The sequence below is a fragment of the Paenibacillus woosongensis genome (assembly GCF_030122845.1).
Lineage (GTDB): Bacteria > Bacillota > Bacilli > Paenibacillales > Paenibacillaceae > Fontibacillus > Fontibacillus woosongensis_A.
Genome location: NZ_CP126084.1, coordinates 2,271,914 through 2,292,084, shown reverse-complemented (window position 1 = coordinate 2,292,084; position 20,171 = coordinate 2,271,914). Strand labels below are relative to the sequence as shown.

Annotated in this window: 21 protein-coding genes and 1 pseudogene; 2 read left to right on the top strand and 20 right to left on the bottom strand. The window is 47.6% G+C overall.

The window, feature by feature from the left end:
• Positions 1–23: 23 nt before the first annotated feature.
• From bioB to QNH46_RS10380, 4 genes are all read right to left on the bottom strand, one after another.
• Positions 24–1,028 (bottom strand): biotin synthase BioB, encoded by a 1,005-nt coding sequence (bioB, locus tag QNH46_RS10395; protein ID WP_283928028.1) that lies wholly within the window; start codon positions 1,026–1,028, stop codon positions 24–26.
• A 249-nt stretch (positions 1,029–1,277) separates the two neighbouring features.
• A complete protein-coding gene (locus QNH46_RS10390) occupies positions 1,278–1,616 on the bottom strand; it encodes a GNAT family N-acetyltransferase (RefSeq protein ID WP_283928027.1) in 339 nt (112 codons plus the stop codon).
• 178 nt (positions 1,617–1,794) lie between these two features.
• Entirely contained in the window at positions 1,795–2,127 is a 333-nt protein-coding gene (locus QNH46_RS10385) for a VOC family protein (protein WP_283928404.1), read from the bottom strand.
• 152 nt (positions 2,128–2,279) lie between these two features.
• Positions 2,280–2,744 carry a GNAT family N-acetyltransferase gene (locus tag QNH46_RS10380; RefSeq protein WP_283928026.1) on the bottom strand — a complete coding sequence of 155 codons (465 nt, stop codon included), beginning with the start codon at positions 2,742–2,744 and terminating at the stop codon, positions 2,280–2,282.
• Between the two features lie 435 nt (positions 2,745–3,179).
• On the opposite strand from QNH46_RS10380, the gene QNH46_RS10375 reads away from it, so the two are divergent.
• Positions 3,180–5,531: a fibronectin type III domain-containing protein gene (locus QNH46_RS10375; protein ID WP_283928025.1), complete on the top strand. Its 2,352-nt coding sequence runs from the start codon at positions 3,180–3,182 to the stop codon at positions 5,529–5,531.
• A 37-nt stretch (positions 5,532–5,568) separates the two neighbouring features.
• On the opposite strand, the gene fosB is transcribed toward QNH46_RS10375, so the two are convergent.
• The 8 genes and pseudogenes from fosB to QNH46_RS10340 form a co-directional block, all read right to left on the bottom strand.
• On the bottom strand, positions 5,569–5,988 hold the full coding sequence (gene fosB, locus QNH46_RS10370) for a metallothiol transferase FosB (protein WP_283928024.1): 420 nt from the start codon (positions 5,986–5,988) through the stop codon (positions 5,569–5,571).
• Between the two features lie 45 nt (positions 5,989–6,033).
• Positions 6,034–6,177: a hypothetical protein gene (locus tag QNH46_RS10365; protein ID WP_283928023.1), complete on the bottom strand. Its 144-nt coding sequence runs from the start codon at positions 6,175–6,177 to the stop codon at positions 6,034–6,036.
• Between the two features lie 120 nt (positions 6,178–6,297).
• Complete coding sequence (locus QNH46_RS10360) at positions 6,298–7,038, bottom strand: GTP pyrophosphokinase (protein ID WP_283928022.1); 741 nt, start codon at positions 7,036–7,038, stop codon at positions 6,298–6,300.
• An 89-nt stretch (positions 7,039–7,127) separates the two neighbouring features.
• On the bottom strand, positions 7,128–7,805 hold the full coding sequence (locus QNH46_RS10355) for a phosphatase PAP2 family protein (RefSeq protein WP_283928021.1): 678 nt from the start codon (positions 7,803–7,805) through the stop codon (positions 7,128–7,130).
• A 35-nt stretch (positions 7,806–7,840) separates the two neighbouring features.
• Entirely contained in the window at positions 7,841–8,017 is a 177-nt protein-coding gene (locus QNH46_RS24440) for an FtsW/RodA/SpoVE family cell cycle protein (protein ID WP_347342976.1), read from the bottom strand.
• Positions 8,018–8,051: 34 nt separating this feature from the next.
• A complete protein-coding gene (locus QNH46_RS24435; protein WP_347342974.1) occupies positions 8,052–8,507 on the bottom strand; it encodes an FtsW/RodA/SpoVE family cell cycle protein in 456 nt (151 codons plus the stop codon).
• Between the two features lie 324 nt (positions 8,508–8,831).
• Positions 8,832–10,082 carry a HAMP domain-containing protein gene (locus QNH46_RS10345; protein WP_283928020.1) on the bottom strand — a complete coding sequence of 417 codons (1,251 nt, stop codon included), beginning with the start codon at positions 10,080–10,082 and terminating at the stop codon, positions 8,832–8,834.
• A pseudogene (locus tag QNH46_RS10340) lies at positions 10,036–10,158 on the bottom strand (winged helix-turn-helix domain-containing protein); the annotation flags it as partial. The pseudogene QNH46_RS10340 and the gene QNH46_RS10345, both read right to left, overlap by 47 nt.
• Positions 10,159–10,401: 243 nt before the next feature.
• Here QNH46_RS10340 and QNH46_RS10335 point away from each other — a divergent pair.
• Positions 10,402–11,040, top strand: a complete 639-nt coding sequence (locus QNH46_RS10335; protein ID WP_283928019.1) for a stalk domain-containing protein — start codon at positions 10,402–10,404, stop codon at positions 11,038–11,040.
• On the opposite strand, the gene QNH46_RS10330 is transcribed toward QNH46_RS10335, so the two are convergent.
• The 8 genes from QNH46_RS10330 to QNH46_RS10295 form a co-directional block, all read right to left on the bottom strand.
• The gene (locus QNH46_RS10330) at positions 11,037–11,423 is read right to left on the bottom strand and encodes a glyoxalase superfamily protein (protein ID WP_213588707.1); all 387 of its coding nucleotides are present in this window, start codon (positions 11,421–11,423) and stop codon (positions 11,037–11,039) included. The genes QNH46_RS10335 and QNH46_RS10330 overlap by 4 nt on opposite strands.
• A 42-nt stretch (positions 11,424–11,465) precedes the next feature.
• Complete coding sequence (locus tag QNH46_RS10325) at positions 11,466–11,990, bottom strand: tubby C-terminal domain-like protein (protein WP_283928018.1); 525 nt, start codon at positions 11,988–11,990, stop codon at positions 11,466–11,468.
• Positions 11,991–12,122: 132 nt separating this feature from the next.
• Positions 12,123–12,806: a phosphoribosylaminoimidazolesuccinocarboxamide synthase gene (locus tag QNH46_RS10320; RefSeq protein ID WP_283928017.1), complete on the bottom strand. Its 684-nt coding sequence runs from the start codon at positions 12,804–12,806 to the stop codon at positions 12,123–12,125.
• Between the two features lie 102 nt (positions 12,807–12,908).
• Positions 12,909–14,573, bottom strand: a complete 1,665-nt coding sequence (locus QNH46_RS10315) for an extracellular solute-binding protein (RefSeq protein ID WP_283928016.1) — start codon at positions 14,571–14,573, stop codon at positions 12,909–12,911.
• Between the two features lie 23 nt (positions 14,574–14,596).
• On the bottom strand, positions 14,597–16,942 hold the full coding sequence (locus tag QNH46_RS10310) for a helix-turn-helix domain-containing protein (RefSeq protein WP_283928015.1): 2,346 nt from the start codon (positions 16,940–16,942) through the stop codon (positions 14,597–14,599).
• Between the two features lie 222 nt (positions 16,943–17,164).
• The gene (locus tag QNH46_RS10305; protein WP_283928014.1) at positions 17,165–18,286 is read right to left on the bottom strand and encodes a glycoside hydrolase family 88 protein; all 1,122 of its coding nucleotides are present in this window, start codon (positions 18,284–18,286) and stop codon (positions 17,165–17,167) included.
• Positions 18,287–18,320: 34 nt separating this feature from the next.
• Positions 18,321–19,205 (bottom strand): carbohydrate ABC transporter permease, encoded by an 885-nt coding sequence (locus QNH46_RS10300; RefSeq protein ID WP_283928013.1) that lies wholly within the window; start codon positions 19,203–19,205, stop codon positions 18,321–18,323.
• 11 nt (positions 19,206–19,216) lie between these two features.
• A complete protein-coding gene (locus tag QNH46_RS10295) occupies positions 19,217–20,140 on the bottom strand; it encodes an ABC transporter permease (protein ID WP_283928012.1) in 924 nt (307 codons plus the stop codon).
• Between the last annotated feature and the right edge of the window lie 31 nt (positions 20,141–20,171).

The window sequence follows — 20,171 nt, the reverse complement described above, 5'->3', positions numbered from 1 at the left end:
TAACAAATTATGGTTCCCGGAGTTTAAAGGGCGCACTGCTCGATTTCAAAACCAAGATCTTCGATCATCTGATGATCCGCAGTCACCGCCTGCCCTCCAGTTGTCAAATAATCACCGACAAACCATGAATTTGCCGCATAAAGAGACATCGGCTGCAGATGTCTAAGGCTGGATTCCCGGCCTCCAGACACGCGAATTTCCTTGGACGGACAAATGAAACGGAATAACGCCAGCACTTTGAGCGCTTGCAGAGGCGTAACTTTCTCCGAGGCTTCCAGCGGGGTTCCCGAAATAGGAACCAGAAAGTTGACCGGTATCGAGTCAGCATCTATCTCACGGAGAGCATAAGCCATTTGCACAATTTCGGCCTGGCTTTCCCCCATGCCTATAATTACGCCGGAGCAGGGCGACATCCCCGAGGCCTTCACCTTCTCAACCGTCTCCACGCGCTGCTCATAGGAATGCGTCGTTGTTATGGCGGAGTAATTGGCTGTACTTGTATTCAAGTTATGGTTATAGCGGTGGACGCCCGCCTCCGCGAGACGCTTGGCCTGGTCATCGCGGAGCAGCCCGAGGCAGGCGCATATTTTGAGAGGCATCGTGCTGCGTATTTCCGTAACGGCCTCAATTACTTGTTCCAGCTCCCGCGGAGTCGGCCCCCTGCCTGACGCTACGATACAATACGTACCCGCTTGGCGGGCCATCGCTTCACGCGCTCCCGCCAGTAATGAATCTTTGTCGAGCAAGGAGTATTTAGTTACAGGGGCGCTGGAAACAATCGATTGCGAGCAATAGCCGCAGTCCTCAGGGCAAAGGCCGCTTTTGGCGTTCATGATCATGTTCAGCTTCACTTTGTTGCCGTAATAATGACGGCGAACCTTATATGCAGCCTGCATGATCGCCAGGATTTGCTCATCTTCCCCTTGCAGTACGGACAGCCCTTCTTCCATCGTTAACCGTTCCCCCCGCAATGCTGTATCTGCAAGCCGCTCCCAATCTGTCTGTGTTTTCTCTTCAACGTTGTGCATATTTGGTTTCTACCGTCCTCTCTGTATATGTACTGAATCCCTAAGAATATCCCCGAAAAAAATTGTCAACCAATCACAATAAAATAGGTTGACAATTCAACTAAACGAGAATATCTTACCAGAGATGTTTCCTAGTTGTAAATACCCTCCAGCGGATTCCCCGAAAAGACGCCGTTTCCCCCTAATGTTGCAAGAAGCGCTTGTTCACATATATGAGGTGCCTATTCAACTATAGTCCTAGCTATTCGCCTACGGCTTGCATCTATACCAATAGGTATACAAATGCCGATAGTTCAATTTATCATACAGGCGGTTCGCGGAGGCATTGCTCTGCACAACGAGCAAGTAGCTTTTTACGGCCCCGTTCTCATTCGCCCATTTCAAAATATGTAGCAGCAACTGTTCGCCGTAACCAAGGTTGCGGTACGCCTCATCCGTAACGATATCATACAAGCCGGCATACCCCTGCTCAATGACAGCAAGTCCGCACGAGACCGGCCTGGAATCGTTCAGCAATGTGAAGAATCCTTGTTTCAAGCCGGAATTTTTCGTTCCAAGAGGAATACCATACAGCTTGCCGCCGATCATTCCGCCGGACAAATAGGCATCATCAATATCTTCCCGCTGAATGATCCCGTTCTCTAAATATGGATCAAAAGAAATGATCAGCTTTCTTTCCGTATATTGAGCAAAAAAGACTGCTCGAAATGAGCAGCCTTAATAAATAAGCATATAAGTCAATTATTTTACCTTAGTTCATTTATGCCTAGCATTTACAAATCATTAATTGATTGCCATCCGGATCCTTGAAATTAAACCATTGATCATACATGATTTCCGTTGTCAGCTCTACCTGCTTGGACTTCATGTAAGCGTAGGCTTCCTTAATATCATTCGTTTTGAATTGAAATGCTGGCGCTTTAAAGACATTGTCTCCTGTATAAATTTTGCTGTCCAGTATGAGGTCGGTTCCGCCGTTCATGGGCAAAATATACAAATGCCCAAACAATATTTCGCCATCAGCAGGAACCCCTAGGATACCGCAGTACCAATCGCGTGCCTGTTCAATGCTTCTTACCGGGATAAAAATCCCGCCAATTTAACTTAAAATCGGACCTGAGCTCACAAGCACAACCTCCTCATTAATATTCCTTCTCATGAATGAAAACGTTCTCTACAAGAATTTCCCATAATTATACACATTAAAATGAAGGCTGTCACCTTGAAACTCTTACGTTCAAAAGAGGTATCTTATAAATGTTTCTCATATACGACAACCTCTTTACCGTCCGCTGTAGTCACTTTTACCGGCTTCATGCACTGTCTTCTCCAGAAGCGATGGCCCGGCTCGTTCTCGGATATGACACCAATTCGGAACTGCTTCACTTGACGCTCTCTCATCAAGCTGTAAAACAGGTTTAGCGCCTTATAACCATATCCTTTGGATTGATGCTCTTTCTTGATCTCCAGAAGGCCGAGCCAGGTGTAGCCATCGCCAGGATTTTTCATGAGAAATTCAAGTATGCCTACATATTCTTGCTGCACTCGCAATAAATAGCGTTCTGCGCCGATCTCCAGCGATTCCTGAATCTCAGACCTGATCTCCTCCATGGGAAGAACTTCTTTGCCTTTAGCAACCCTGTTATAGTAAGGGTCAGAATTGAGAATAGCTGCTTCAATTTCTATCTGATTTAGGGTAGATTTCTCTAATATCATAGTAACTTAATGACCTTTCATATAATGTTTTAGTTTTCTAAATTGACCATGTACTTGCCGGTACTTAAAGAATATCTTCATGTTCATGAAGCTCATAAAGAAGAAAAAATTGCCCCGCTTAACGAAGATGATCCCTAACTTCCTTTGCTTAGCCGGCATACAATAGCTTTTCTGGCCTACATCTTATAAGTATAGTTCTATTTTTCCGATCAATTAGCAACTATGAAATTAATAACGATCAAAAAGAACTAAATTATTGAAAAAGAAATAGACCTAAGGATCATTTTTTAGGCCTATTAGCTGATTGTATGAAATTCATCCAATATTAAACTTGTCAACATTTTTACTTTTAGTACAAAAGAAGGATTCCCGAAACAAACATCGTATTTATATTACTCGGATGAAAATCCAATAAATCCCAAAGGAGGAAAATACATGTATACCAAGAAAGTCAAAGTAAGTTATTTTATCATCACCCTGGCGCTGCTGCTATTCATTTTGCCGAATACGGTCGCAGATGCCGCAAGTAAGTATAAAGGAGGTTTGCTGGATGGTATTCCTCTACAAACAGGCAGAACTGTAGGTCAACCTACAGGAGCAGACATTACTACAATTACAGATGACAGCACTACAACAAGAACAGCACAGTTAACTTCAGGAACTCTTATATGGCATAATTTTTCTTCTCCAGAGGAAATTAATTCAGTTATTTTAAACAGATATTCTGGTACGGCAGCTATTGAATTTTACGATGCTAACAATAATCTTCTTCTTTCTTACGTACCTGTTGTTAATGATGGGGTTGTTATGCTTCCTTCCCCTGTATCCAATGTATCTACCGTAGTATTAAAAATGACATCAGTTGGGTACATCACAGAATGGAACGTTTTTAAAACACCTTCCACATCTCCTATCGTACCAGCGTTCAGTTGGACCTATGGGGGAAATCAAGTTGTCGAGTTATTCTGGGAAGATATTGGAGCTAGTTCTTATAATATTAAAAGAGCAACTACTCCAAATGGCCCCTATGCATTACTAGCTTCTAACATTATCGGAACTTCTTACGCTGATAGAAACGTAAATAACAAAACACCTTATTATTATGTGATTTCGTCTGTCAACCCGGCTGGCGAAAGTGCCGACTCACCCCAAAAAATGGTCACACCAGAATTAAATAAATATACTGGCGGTTTATTAGATGGAATTACATTAGATACAGGTAGAATTGTCGGGACTCCTACGGGTACAGAACGCCGAGTTACAGACAACAATACGGGAACAAGAACAGCCCAGTTGACATCAGGAACTCTTTTCTGGCATACTTTTTCTTCACCACAGGAAGTTAGTGCTGTTATTTTAAACAGATATTCAGGTACAGCAACAATTGAGTTTTTTGATGCTAACAATAACCTTCTTCTTTCTTATATACCAGTTGTAAATGATGGGGTTGTTATGCTTCCTTCCCCTGTATCCAATGTATCTACCGTAGTATTAAAGATGACAACAGTTGGCTATATCACAGAATGGAATGTTTTTGGGACTCCTTACGTCGCTCCTGTTGTCCCAGCAATCGATTGGATTTATGGCGGAGATAAAACGGTTGAACTATTCTGGGGAGATACGGGGGCTAGCTCATATAATATTAAGAGAGCAACCTCAACTGGAGGCCCATATGCATTGATCGCTTCTAATGTTAAGGGAAATTCTTATATCGACAGAACTGTAAATAACGGCACAACTTATTACTACGTTGTTTCTGCCGTCAATCCAGCTGCTGAAAGCGACAACTCAGCCCAGAAGCAGATTACTCCAAAATCCACCAAATATACAGGCGGATTATTAGACGGACGCACATTAGATACAGGTAGAACTGTAGGGACCCCTACAGGTACGGAACGCCGAGTTACAGACAACAATACGGGGACAAGAACAGCCCAGTTGACATCAGGAACTCTTTTCTGGCATACTTTTTCTTCACCACAGGAAGTTAGTGCTGTTATTTTAAACAGATATTCAGGTACAGCAACAATTGAGTTTTTTGATGCTAACAATAATCTTCTTTCAACATACGTTCCTTCAGCTAATGACACTGTAGAAGCACTTGAGACTCCTGTATCCGGTGTCACTACAGTTGTATTAAAAATGACAACAGTTGGATACATCACAGAATGGAACGTCTTCGGAAGCGGCATTGAAGTGGAAGTTCCTGTTGAAGAGCTAGGACTTTCCGCAACAGCTGGGAACTCGAATGTTCAATTAAGCTGGAGCGCTGTGAGCACTGCAACGAGCTACAAAATTCAACGCAGCACTACGTCTGGTGGTCCATATAGCGTAATCGATACCGTTTCCAGCAGCACTTATTCCTACACAGATCATAATGTAGTTAACGGTACAACTTATTACTACATCGTCACGGCTGTAGACGCTGCAGGTGATGTGGCAACATCTAACGAAGCATCAGCTACTCCTCGCGGCAAGGTCGTTCCACCGATCGAAGAAAATTCGGGGGACCGTGCGCTTCTGTTCATCATGCTTAGCACGGGCGAGATCAAAGAATATGATTTGTCCATGAACGAAGTTAATGCGTTTATCCAATGGTATGAGACAAGAGCCACTGGTGTAGGTCCAATTACTTTTGCCATCGACAAGCATAACAATAACAAAGGGCCTTTCACCAATCGCAAAGACTACATCATTTACGACAAAATCATCACATTCGAAGTTAACGCGTACGGTAATCCAAATAGCGCTTCTCCGACCTATCCAACATCACCACTCGAGCACTAATACAGAAGCCGTGGCTAATAGCCACGGCTTTTTCTTTTCATTCATAAAAAGTCATATGCTCTTTATCATCCCGGTAATATGCCAAACGATCTGCTAAGCTGCCTGTATGGAATTCAAACATATGGCCGTCCGGATCTAGAAAATAAATCGATTTCTTATCCTTCTCGTCCCTTGTGCGACCAGGCAGTACATTCACATGGAGATCCTTCAATCTAGCTGCGATTCTCTCAAAATCAGCCTCTTCGATAGTGAATGCAATATGCGTATACGATGGATTGGCCAAACTTCGGTCTATATCTTCCTGATTTAATGCTAACCATAATCCTTTCAAATCGAAATAAGCCAGCTTCCGGCCCTTGACCAACAATTTGGCCCCGAACACTTCCCTATAGAATTCGATGGACGCTTCCAGATCTGATACCGAGAAGCACAGATGATTCATCGCTTTAATTTCCATGACTTTACCTCACCCTAACTGAGTTTTCTAATCAATCCGTATACTTCATTTCCTATTCACCGCATCCAGCATTTCATCCAGCTTCTCCATCAGCAACTTATCGCTTTCCTGCTTTTTCTTCAGCCTCGCGTCAACGCTGAGAATTCCGAACAAGATGAACAATAACAAAATTCCAAAAATAAATTCCATCCTCTATCCGCTCCTACATAAAATTTTCCGTCCCAAACCAAAAAAAGACCCGCTCTAAGATAGCTCCTATCTTATGCCGGGTCATGTTTCTGAATGAGCTTGATTCTTCTTACCTATATTTTATTCCTGCTTCCCTAGCACATCTATCAACGCGCGCGGAAGATTGAACTTCTGATTATTGATAATGATGCTGGTGAAATCCTCACTTGAATGGTCGTCGTTCAGATGCTTGATCGTCTGAACTTCATTCATCAAGCGCTCCATCTGATGATCCAGCTCGTCCGCGGTATCGGCCGCGTCCTTGAGCTCCTGCAGCAGGCGCTCGGGTACCGATTGATTATATTTATAAAAAATTTTATGCTCGAGGCTAGCCCAGAAGTCCATGGCGATTGTGCGGATTTGCACCTCGACGCATACCTGCTCGACGCGGTCAGACATAAATACTGGAACTTCGATTAGCAGATGCAAGCTTTTATAGCCATTGGGTTTCGGATTTTTGATATAATCCTTAATTTCGAGGACCTTCAAATCATTTTGCTTCTGCAGCATGTCGCTTACCCGATATATATCCGATACAAAGGAGCAGGTGATCCGCATTCCTGCAATATCCTTCACCGTTTCCCGAATCGACTCGAAGGAGAAATCCGCACCTTTGCGATACAGCTTGCTCATGATGCTCTCCGGCGATTTCAGCCTGGTCTTCGTGTGCTCAATCGGGCTATAGTCATGAAGAGATTCGAACTCTTCCTTCAAAATTTCAATTTTCGTCTCCATCTCGTCCAATGCAAATTTGTAAGTTAATAAAAAACGGGTAATCTCGTTGCGCATCATTTTCAATTGCTCAATTTGTCGTTCGCTCATATGGCTTTCCCTTCCTGCTCATTCACTTTTCTATTATTATAACGAATTCGCATTCACGATGCACGAAAGTCCCAGAGCCGCCTTATCGGCTATCGCCGTAAACGAAATTCGGACACCGCTCCATACCGCCCTTCATACCACTGGGCAATCCCGATCATGACGCTCAGCCAGAATCCGCTAGCCAGCAGTGCTCCTGCAATATCGCTTGGATAGTGAACGCCAAGATAGATTCGGCTTATGCAAATCATCACTACCATGAAACAGCTAAGGACAATCAAGAGAATGCGCCCCCATTGTGGACGTATATGCCGCCATAAGAGAAAGGCCAACGCCCCATATAATGCGAAAGCTGCCATGGCATGGCCGCTGGGGAAGCTGAAGCCCGTCTCTTCTACCAAACGATGTACGAATGGCCGCTCCCGCTGAAAGATAATTTTCAATAGCTTATTCAGTAAAGACGCTCCGCCTAGAAATGCAGCGAGAAACAATAATTCCATCCGATGCTGCAATACGAAAAACAATATAAGCATGGCCGACAAAGTAATCAGAATCGTAAACTTGGTTGATCCCAGTGTGGAGAAGAAGACCATAATACGGGTCAAGGACGCCGACTCAAAGCTCTGTACCCATGCCGCCACATGGAGATCAAAGGAATTTAACGGTTGCCGAACCGCAAAAAAAGCGATCACGCCAAATCCGGCCAGTGCCAGCAAAGCCCAGAAAATGACATATGGACTTACACGCCGTTGTCTATGCGAATATCTCATTACATACCTCTCTTCCTGTGTCACTTTCATATAAGTCACGGTAATGGTATAGTCTTATCTTTATGCATCTTCACGCTCAGAACAAGTCCGATCGCAATCATATTCGTAATCAGAGAACTGCCCCCATAACTGATAAAAGGCAGCGAAATCCCCGTTAAAGGCACGAGCCCGATATGCATCCCGATATTGACGAAAATTTGGAACACCAGCATGGCCGTAATCCCGATGACGAGATATGAACCCGCCCTATCTGCCGGAGCTGATCGCCAGCATCGCATTTTTGACATGCCATGATTTACCGGGGTCGCTGGCAGGATCCAGGAACGTCTGTATTCTGGCCATTTGGTGCGGCTTGATCACCTTGGACAGCAATGCGTTATCGGCATAATATAACCAGACGATTGCTCCGATAATCAAGATGACACCGCCTAAGAAAATGAGCATGTATCTTAACCGGATATTGCCCATCCAAAGCATGCTTAGCAGCACGCCAACAAAGACGAGCGCCGTACCAAAATCAGGCTGCTTGATAATAAACAGCACCGGGAGCATAAAGACCAGGCAGATCGGCACCACGTCCTGTATCAGACGAAGCTTCCTCCCCTGCTTCCTGCTCAGCATGTAGGCGACAAGCAGTATCGTAAATATTTTGGCAAGTTCCGAAGGCTGCAGCTGAAACGATGCGATGCTTAACCACCGCACCGTTGATGTTCTCTCCTTTAAATTGAACAAAGGCCAGCATCCCTATCCCAAATGCATAGAGAATATATCTCAGCTTGCCGAAAATGACCCTGTAATCAAAAGAAGCCGCAAGCAACATCAGGATCATGGATAAAGCGATGAGCAGCATACTGTTCTTATGCAGGCCCTCCAGCTTCGTCCCCACTGTTGCTCCATATACGGCTACCGTGCCGATGGCATTTAGACAAATAATAATGAATAATGTTGCTTTATCCAGCTTTTTTAGCTTTTCGAGAAAAATCATACATAACCTCAATTCATCATGCAGAAACGCCGCTGCAGCAGCTAGTTCATCATATCCCTGAGCTCGGTGCTTTCGTGATATCCTTTTCTGTCCTGCAGCTTCAATGTGCCCTTGTCCCATTCATAAATGTCAAGCCCGTTCACACCTGCGCCCAGCGACCAGCCCAAAAGGATTTCTGCGGCCCCATCCCTGTCGACATCACGGATCCCCGCGTAATCCAAACTATGCCCGCTGCCTTCCCCATGCCAAACAATCTGCCATGCTTCCTGCCGGCGCATTAGCAAAGCCGCTTTCAGCGTACGTTCGCGGCCAACTTCCTCTTCATATACAACGGTAGCCTCATTCTGTCCATCGCCGTCCAGATCACCGTAGGAAATGCCGTTATTCGGCTTGCCGTCAGGCATAGTAAGCAGCCGTGCCCCATCAGGGAGCAGAAGGGGTGACCGGCTAAGCTCCATTCGGCCGTCTCCAAATTTCGAGAAATCCAGCAGCTCATGCGACACCGAGGAGATGAAATCATTTTTGAGTTGCTCTTGCCGCTGTATTGTTCCAGCCATCGTATTCAGCGTATCTGTTAGTGCGCCCAACTCGTCCTTATAAGCCTTCTCTGCTCTAACACTGAAATCTCCATCCGCCATTTTTTCAGCGGCCCGCTTTAGACCGGTAATCGACTTCGTAATCATCCCGGACAGCACGATGCCAACAGCGGCAACAAGTGCAATCACAACGAGGCCTACCGCTACGAAGATGAGGGCAATCTGCCTCACCGTCTCCTCCGTTTGCTTTAACGAGGTTATGAACCGTACGGCTCCAGCGGTCTGGCCTTTGGCCACCAGCGGATAGGAAACCGCAAGCACCTCCTCCTGCCAAGCCAAGTCCTGGCCGCGCCAAGTATCGGCAAAGCCGGCAATCGCGCTTCGCACATCTGGGAATCCGGTCATATTTTGCCCAAGCCGAAATCCCGAAGTGTCTTGAATCAGCTGCCCAGAGGAGCCGATAATTTGCACCTGCCCCGCAAAATGATGCGAAAACCCTCCCAACAATCGTTCTGCCTGCTGTTCCAAGTCCTCTTCCGCAAAGTATTGCTCATAAAAAGAGGCCGACAGTTCGGCCTGAGTGACCAGGGTGCGCTCGATATTGTGATAATAATAGTTCACAGCGGCAATCAATATGGCCTCAAGGGTGATCACCGTAATCAGAATGACGAGAAGATAGCTTCCGACCAGCCTTTTGCGAATACCCACATCAATCTTCCTTCCTCCAGCGATAGCCGACGCCCCAGACAGTCTCAATCAGCTCGGGCTTGGAGCTGTCCTTCTCCAGCTTCTCCCGCAGCTTCCGTACGTGAACATCGACCGTAATACTTCCATTAACAAATCGGAGAATCCGTTCAATACTTTGTGATGCTCTTCAAACTCGAGGTCCGCAATATTCAATGCTTCCAAACTTTGCTCAATAGAGTTCATAACAAACATTCCCCGCTCTCCCTGATGGAGTCGATATGGTCGTTCCATTCCTTGTCATTTTATAATCATTCCGAGGCTTTGAACCGATATAATACTTAAGTATGTATCTACTATGATCATGTATAATTTGCAAGGAGGCTGTACGATGAAAAAAATTGTCGCTCTTGTTGTCAGTCTAGCTTTACTGTTATCGGTTCAGACGGCGGCTCTCGCCCATTCTGGCAGAACAGACGCCAACGGCGGACATAACTGCTCTGAGAAATCGAAGCAGAAGGGCCTTTGCACCGGCTACCATTATCACAATTCCGGCACGACGAATTCAGGCTCGAAATCAACATCCACCAAATCATCCAGTACCTCAACCACGAAGAGCGCTTCTACCAAAAGCAGCACAAATAGTAAAAAAACCACCCCTAACAAGGGATATACCACGGTAGACATTACCTTGATTGTGAATAGCAGCATTGTACCTCTGGATCAAAAGGCCGTCATCGTCAACGGAACGGTACTGATCCCGCTGAAAAACATGTTTGATGCCCTCGGCGCCACCTTGGAATGGGATCAGTCTACGAAGAAAATCACAGCCTACAAGGGCAATACAACGGTTGAATTGACCGTGGACAGCACGGCCGCCCGAAAGCAGGACAAGGCGCTTACTTTACAGGCCAAGCCGATTGTCATTAACGGGTATACGATGGTGCCTGCCCGCTTTGCCGCCGAATCCTTCGACGCTGTTGTGGAGTGGGATTCGCAATCAAGCACGATAACCATTACAACACCCTAATCCTGGATTGACTCCCCGAATCCGATCGTGTAGCCGTCCGGGTCCATAATGGAAAACTCCTTCATGCCAAACTCATTGACCTCCAGCGGTTTATGCAGTTTGGCTCCTTTTTCGGCCAGCTCATGATAGAGCTCTTCCACGCCGTAAACCATGGCGAAAATATCCAACGCATCTTCCCGGTGATGAGGGTAATTCGGGGTGATTCGATCTTTGTTTTCTGTTTCATGAAAAATAATTTCCAGCCCGTCCCGTTCGACGAAACCCAGGCCAAAATCGCAGTAGAAGCCAATCGAGCTATAGTACTCAAGCGTCTTCTGGCGATCGGCTACAAACAACACAGGGCTGAGATGCCGGATCGTACTCCTATTGTCTGAAGAACTCACTATCATCACTCCTCCTTTCCCGAAAAATTCATGTTGTTGCGATCAGCTAAGTGTTCTGATCAAACGGTCAATGCATGCTGCCAGCAAAGGATTTAACTCCTCATCGTACATCGTAATCTTCCTTTGGAATACCCTGCCGATAGAATGTCTCTCCATTTCAGCGCTTACCTTGTTCTGCGTTAGGTTAATGATTCTGGTTCTCTTGTCCAAAAAAGCTTGGACTGCTTCATACGGCTGACCATTATACGTAAATTCAAACCGCGGGTTCGTTCTTATCATAGTTCTGTCATTGAGCGAAAAACGCTGCTCTTCATCTCCTTCTTTGCAGGAAATGCTCCATTTGTTCCTTTCGAACCATCTGCTCCTATCCAACAGCTCGATGGCGCACTGCTCGGCTTCAGCCCTGAAGCTTAATTCCCAGCTATCTATGATCCAGCATATGGCCTTGCTGGGAAGATGCTTGAACGTTCTTGTCATGCGGCCGCAAGGACTGCCGTTGTTGTCTATCAGCTCTACGCAAGCCGCCGACATTTTCAGTACCGGGAGCTTGTAATAATAAACCTTCATTCCTCACGTCTCCATATAAAAAAATGACCCAGGCCAAAATCGTCATTTTGGGGCTGGGTCTGTGCTCTGCAACTCTCTTCCATAATTATACATCAGAACCGCTTCATTCTGAAAGGCTTTACGGCAAATCGCTTAGCCGACGATCAGCTTCTCCAATTCCAGCGGTTCTACATATTGGCCATCCTTGTAAGCGCGCATATTGCCGCCGGAAATTTCGTCGATCAGAACGATTTGTGCGCCATCGTCTACCCGGCCGAACTCAAATTTGATGTCGTACAGCTCAACGCCCTTCTTTGCAAGCTCGTCTTTAACGACATGGCCTATCGTTTGCGTCAGCTCTTTAAGCACCTTGTACTCAGCGGAGGATAAAATCCCCAGCATGTCCAGCGCATCCTCCGAAATCGGCGGATCTTGGCGCTCGTCGTCTTTAATGGTCACTTCCACGAAAGCGTCCAGGGCTTGACCTTCCTCTGCATACATGCCATAGCGGCGCAGGAAGCTTCCCACCGCTCTGTAGCGGCAAATGACCTCCAGGCCTTTACCGAATACGGTCGCCGGTTTTACCGTCATCGTCGCGTTGTCGATATCAGCATCTATATAGTGCGTAGGAATCTCTTTTTCCTTTAATATTTCAAAGAAATACTTCGTCAAACGGAGTCCGGCTTTGCCTGCACCCTCCATCGTTAGCCCAACCGTGTTGGCGCCTGGATCAAATACGCCGTTCTCCCCGGTCACGTCATCTTTGAATTTCAGCAAATAGTTGCCATCTTCGAGAGCATATACGTCTTTGGTCTTGCCTGTGTAGATCAGTTTCATTCGTGCAGATCCTTTCTCGTAAAAAGATTTTAATTACAATATAGCACGCTTGCCTGATCCTGCACCATTTTTTTTTATCATTCTCCGGCAAGACACCGCCAACTATTCTTTCACCCTCTCATTCATAACCGACTGATTGTACCGTTCTAGCGCCGTCTGCTGAAGCTCAATGGCCCGGTCGATGTTTAGCGATTTCAATTGCTCCACATAAGCGTCAAAAGCGCTAAGCGGCTCAATGCCCAGGATGATCTTCAGCGACATTTCATCGACCAGCGTCGTTACATCCTGCATAATCGCCGACAGCTCCGCGCTTTCCTTCTCCGTTTTCGGGGTAGAGGGCAGCGCGTATTTCGCCGCATCGGTATCCGACCAAAGCCGGATCGCCTCTTTTTGCTCCGGCAGCATATAATATTGCTCCATATAGCGGATATCTTGCACAAACGGCCCGAAGTAGCTCGCCCGCGTATACATCGCAAGCGCCTGGGATGGAGCCAGTCTATCTGGATTGTTCAGAATCAAATCCGTATACCGCGGATACCCGTCCTTCATCTCGTAGCTGAGGCCTTCAATACCGAAATTGAACAGCATATGTCCTTCAGGGCCATAACCATAATCCAGCATGCGGACGGCCTGCTCGACATGTTTGCTTTTGCTTGATATCGCAACACCGCTAAAGCCGACCGCAGAAGCCCTTTGCCCGAATTTGGAGCGCTCCCCCTTGTGCAGGACGGGATACGGAGCAGCGATCAATTTTGCGCCCGGATCATTCTCCCGCAGTACCGGCAGCCAGGTGCCGATCCCGGCGCCTGCATTCCAGATGCTAGCCCCGCTCCGCCCCGTGAGCATGCTTACATCCTGCGTCACGGAATCGACCGCGGCAAAATTTCTGTCTATAAGCCCCTCGGCATACCAGTCCCGGAATAAGGCCAAGAAATCCCTATAGCCTGCCTCCTGCGGGCCAAATTTCACCTGTCCGTCCTCCACATAGAAGTCCTTCTTAATGCCATATGCCCCGATGAATCCGCCGCCTTCTATGCCAAATAACGGACTGGGAACGCCCAGAAAGGTTAGGGGCGCCTCTATCCCCTTCCTCTCCTTGAAGGCCTTGAGCACCGTATGCCATTCATGGATCGTGACCGGAACGCCGAGCCCGAGCTCATCCAGCCAGTCCTTCCGCAGAATCAGCCCCTGATATGTCCGCAAGCGGTCATCCCCTTGGATGAACGGAAAGATGTAATAGCTCCCATCAGCCGTCCGAATCTGCTTATCAATATCGGGATGCTCGCTTAAGTATTTTTTCAAATTCGGCGCGTAAGCATCGATCGCCTCATTCAGCCTTAAAATGTATCCGTCCTTGATCGCCTTCTCCGGTCCTCCGGGAAAACTGTTCCATTCGTACTCCATCATATCCGGCAGCTCGCCCGAGGCAAGCAGCACGTTAATGGCGTCCTTCGCCTGGTTCTGGGGAGGCTGAATGAAGTGCAGCTTCACCCCCGTCTTCTTTTGCCATTCTTGGAAAAAAGGCACCTCCTGAAAAGTCGGCTTAATGCCCGCGGCATTGCCGTTCAGCTCCGCCCAATACGTCAGCGCCTCGCCGTCCGCGCCTGCTTCTATAACCTCCGGCGGAGTATCAGCGACATTTCCTTGTATTTGAGAAGCAGCCGTATTTATATCGCAAGCGCTTAGCATCGTCATCGTAAGCGCCAGTACAATTCCCAACACAACCGTTCCAAACCGAGCCCGGGCGAAAGCTCTCTCCCCTCTCATCAGCGAAGGCCCTCCTCATCCTGTTAATAAATTTCTTTATACTTGCCTGGTGTAATGCCTTCATACTTCTTAAACACGCGAATGAAGGTAGCTACGTCATTATAACCGACAAGCCTGGAAATTTCGTTTATCGAATCCCGCTTGGCCTGGATCATTTGCTTGGCTTGCGCGATACGCGTCTTATGAATGTAGTCAAGCAATCCCTCTCCCGTCTGACTTTTAAACAGCCGCGACAAATAGCTGCCCTTCAGATCAAAATGATCTCCGATCGCATTCACATTCAGGTTCGCGTCCTGGTAATTTTCTTCAATATAACAAGTTACCTGCGCAGTCAGATCGCGCAATGACCCTTCCCGCTCCTGCGATACGTTCGCTGTCCGCTTGGCTGCGGCGAAGGCGCACACTTCCCCCAGCAGGATTTGCAGCTCCTGCCGCATCTCCTGAATCGTATCGCAGGCCATAATGGTATCCATCCAAAGCGGATTTTTTCTTAAAATGTCGCTATCTCCGCCGCCAAGCTCGTTGATCGCTTTTATGACCGTGGCGACCAGATTGAAAATGAAACAGCGGGCCAGCGCCAATGACATGACCGGCTTGCTGAAGTTGCGCTCGGTAATTTCGTTCATGTAGGCAGAAGCCTGCTCAATATCGCCAGCCTTGATCAAATTGATAAGCTGCTGCTCCACCTGGAGGGGATAGTAGTAGCCGGACTGCGCGTTATCCGCCGCATCCATGCGTATATCTGCTAAAGCGATGATCCCCTTTTTCCCCAGCACCATTTTATACTCCATGGCATCGACTGCCTCCTGGTACGCTCCAGCGATCCCCGACCAGTTGGAATGGCTGCCGCTAATAGAAATCGTAAGCTCCATGTCATATTGTCCCAGGAAATTTTGCGCCTCTGCCGCGATATCCCGCAGCTCCTGCAGCACATATGGAACATCCGGCTTCAGGTTGACCAGGCACACCAGCATATCATCAATCTCTGTCACATATCCGGCATGATGGCGCTGACCAACCAGTTCCTCCACGACGTTGGCGATAATAAACGGGATCAGCTTCCTTCTCTCATTAAGATCAATGCCCGGCAGCTTCTCATAGAGGCTTTCTTCATTTTCGAGAACTAATAAGATCACCGCGAACTCATTGGAATGCAGCGTCATATGAAAAGAACGGAACGCCTCCTCATACGGCACAGGGGTGTCCAGCCTCCCCTTAAGCAGCCGGTGAATCATGTTGGACCTGAGCACCTGCTGATGTTTTTTCAGCTGCATGGCAATCTGGTCCTTCTCGCTTCTGGCGTTCAATATCGCCCTTAGAATGATCCGCAGCTCGTTCCCATCCCCAAGCTCTTCCGCCATATTCTTGCCGTTGATGGATTGTACGAGCTCCTGAATCGGCGAATAATTGCGGCGCATGAAAAACCAGGTCAACACCCCGGCGCCAATGACGCTGATCAGGATGCTGATATAAGTAAAGCTGCGGACATATTCCGCCTTCTCCCAATAGATACTGCTTGGAATGATCAGGGCATACTTCAGCTCCGATACTTCCGACGGAATATAGAACAGCTCGGACTCTCCGGCCCGGGGTGAGGATAGCCGGACGCGCTCGCCCTCCATAAAAGGCTTCAACTCCGGCGCCCCCGGCCGATTTGATAGAAGGATCTCGTTGTCCTGATTCAGAATGAGCAGCAAACCGCCGCTAAACCCAGAGATGTTCTCGATCGCCGCATGGAATTTTTCCGCATCCGCCATCACTACGACGGTCCCGGTCTCCCTGCCGTTCAAATCATAGGGCAGCTGTGTAATGTACGCGATGGAGGTCTGTACCGGCGCAGCGTCCAGACGGGGAAGCACCGTGAAGCGTTTCGTTCCCGCCTGGTGAATCGTCTCCAGCCATTGGTCATAGGAGAGAGCCCCCGTATTATGAATCGTATAAAAAGCCGTTCTCATATCTCTGATATTTCCAGAACGCAGTACGGAATCCCCTTGATCCCAAACGACGTAGAATTCATCGATTGAAGCATAAGAAGTTTTGTACAGCCGAAATTCCTTTACGAGCTGATAGGCTGCGAAGGGCGCCTCGTTCGCCGGCCTGTTGGAATACATTAAATTTTGGAGCTTGCCGTTCCAGGTTATTTCCATATTAAGACGTTTCATCAGATCGATCTGATTATCGATCGTGTAGCGCATCTGCTTCAGCAAAGAATCGTTGGCACGGTGAATCTCACTCTTCAGCGCATGACTCGCCTGAGAATAAATGACCAGGCTGATCATAATCGGCACGAAAAGAACCGCACTGTAAGACAGCAGCCAAGTGACAATAATGCTTTTGCGTCTCTGCCATAAATAATGAATATTTATCAAGCTATCATCACCCGTATATTCGATTAAAATGATTAAAATTAAAACGTTTACAATTACATTATACCGATAAAATGCCGGATTTCGGAATGCCTAAAAGCTGCAATTCGATTGACAAAACCTCTAGCCAAAGGCGTATTTCCCTATTAAAAAACGCAAATAACCCGTAGGGACGCGAAGTCCCCGGGTTTTCTGCGTTAATATTTATGTCAGCCGGGTACCAGATTAAAATATACGATGGCTCCATCCGTTCAGCTTCGCGATCGCTTCAACGAAAAAGTAGTCGCCGTAAATGAGCGAAACGTTGACATTCTGCCCGGCTGGCTTATGCCCGGTTCCCTGCAGCAATATGGCTTCATGACTCGGGAGATCCCATGTTCCGTAGTTCTCGTACAAAGAACCGAGAATCCGCTCGGCCGCCATGCGGTAACAGCGGCCTTCCGGCTCAGGCAGCAAATCAGCCAGCTCAAGTAATCCTGAGGCCGCGCATGCTCCGGCCGAGCTGTCCCGCGGCTCCCCTTCCAGACCCGTCTCCACTCGAAAATCCCAATGCGGAATATGATCTTCCGGCAAATGGGCGATAAAGAAGTTCGCTACACGCTGTGCAGCGTGAAGATACTTTGATTCTCCCGTGAACCGGAAGGCATTGGCCATACCATACAGTGCCCACGCCGCCCCCCTGCTCCAGGCCGAATCCGGCCCGGCTCCCTGCCCGCCGATCGCTTCCGTGAATTCGCCGGTTGCCGGGTCGAAATCGATAATATGATGCACAGAACCGTCCTCTCTGATGAAATAATTCAACATCGTATTCGCATGCTCCTGCGCAATATGCGAAAAGCGCGGATCGCCACTCTCGCTGGCCGCCCAAAATAGCAAAGATAAATTCATGCCTGTATCCACGATAGACCAGCCATGCTTATCCCCGTTCCAGGCTCGAATGAACTTGCCTCGCAAATTGAAGCGCCCTGCCAGGAAGTTGGCCGCGTAAAGCGCGCGTCTTCTCGCTTCAGCATCCCCGGTCAGCTTATACTTGATAGCTGCCGTCGGCAGGAACTGAAAGCCCACGTCATGATCGAAATTATTAACCTGCAGCATTAGCTTCTCCAGCCGCTCATCCCAGCTCCAGGCTGACGACCTGTACCGTTCTTCTGCCGTCATATCGTAGGCAATCCAGAGCATGCCCGGCCAAAAACCAGACGTCCACCAATCAAGCCGCATATCATCATATTTCCCTGTAGCTCCTGCGACATGCGGCGATTTCTCTCCCATCGCCGCGATCATTCCGTCGAGCTTGAGGACGATTTGCTCCCAAATAGCTGCCGCATTTAATGCCTTCCACCTGCTCATATCCCTGCCTCCTCATTCAAACTGCGATTCAGATTCAACCTTTTAATGAACCGATCATGACACCCTTTACGAAAAACCGCTGCACGAAAGGATAGACGCATAAAATCGGAACCGTAGCGACCATAATCGTCGCATACTTGATCGTCTCGCCGATTTGATGGCGGTCGCCCGCCGATGCCCCCGCAGACATGCTGTCGGTCGAATTGGCGATCAGAATTTCCCTGAGCACAAGCTGCAGCGGAAAAAGCTCACGGCTCTTGATAAATACCGACGCATAGAACCAGCCGTTCCATTTATCTACCGCATAATATAAAATCATCACGGCGATGACCGGCATCGATAACGGAATAATGATACGGAACAGAATTGTAAAATGGTTCGCTCCATCCATCTTGGCCGATTCCTCCAGGCTGTCGGGAATTCCCATAAAGGAGGTTCGCATAATAATCAGATTGAACGTGCTGACCGCAAACGGAATAATCGTCGACCAGAGCGTATCAAGGAGGCCCACCCCTTTTACGATCAAATAGAGCGGAATGAGGCCGCCGCCAAAAAACATCGTAAACACGATGATGAACATCAGCACGTTGTTCCACATGACATTTTTGCGAGACAATACATATGCGCCAAGCGCAGTCATAAACAAATTCACGGCAACACCCATAACAACGATAAAAATCGTGTTCCGGTATCCGATACCGATGCCTGGATTGGCCATGACACTTTTGTACGCGTCCAAGCTGAATCCTAGCGGCCTCCACAGTATCCCCTTATTCACAATTAGCTTACCGGCATCGCTGAATGAGGCGAACAGCACGTAGAGCAGCGGGTACAGCGTAACGACAACCAGCAAGATCAAAATCATATAAATACCGATATCAAAGGCCCGGTCGAATAAGCCAACCTTCGTTTTGTTCATCCATTTTCACCTCACCATAAGCTGCTTTTGCTCACTCTGCGGCTGATATAGTTGGCCGATATTAGCAGAATGAGATTGATCACCGAGTTAAACAGTCCGACCGCTGCGCTGTAGCTCCAGCCGAATTCGAGCAGCCCTTTGCGGTAGACGAAGGAAGAGATTACGTCGGCCGTCTCGTAGGTGACCGGATTGTACAGAAGTATGATTTTCTCAAAGCCGACATTCAGCAAATTTCCCATTCGCAATATAAGCATAATAGCGATCGTCGGCAAAATGCCGGGCAATGTAATGTAGAGCATCTGCTTAAAACGGTTCGCCCCGTCCATCCGCGCCGCCTCATACTGCTCCTGATCGATGCCCATCAAGGCGGCGATATAAATAATCGACTCCCAGCCGATTCGCTGCCAGATCTCCGACAAAATATAAATCGGCCGGAACAGCTCCGGCTTCTGCAGCATCGCCTGCCCATCGTAGCCAAGCCAGACGAACAACCGGTTGATCAAGCCGTCGGCATTCGTAAAATCGGTAATAATCCCGCAAATGACGACGAGTGAGATGAAATATGGCATGTACGTAATCGTTTGAACGACTCGTTTAAATAAGCGGTGCCGCACCTCATTAATGAGCAGTGCAAGCAGGATGGGCGCCGGAAACTCGAACAGCAGCGAGTAGACACTAATGAGCAGCGTATTTTTCAGGATTCGCAGGAAATAGTAGCTGTTGAAAAAATCCTGAAAATGATGAAGCCCTACCCAATCACTGCCGAGAATGCCCTTCATCGGCGAATAGTTCTTGAAAGCGATCAGAGCTCCGTACATCGGCCCATAATGGAAAATAATATAATAGGCAATGACCGGAAGGATCATCAGATAAAGATATTTATTAAGGATGAAATCCCGGATAAATCGGCGCTTGAAGGATTGCGGATTCGCCATGGCGTTGTCATTCACCTCGTTTCAAATGGAG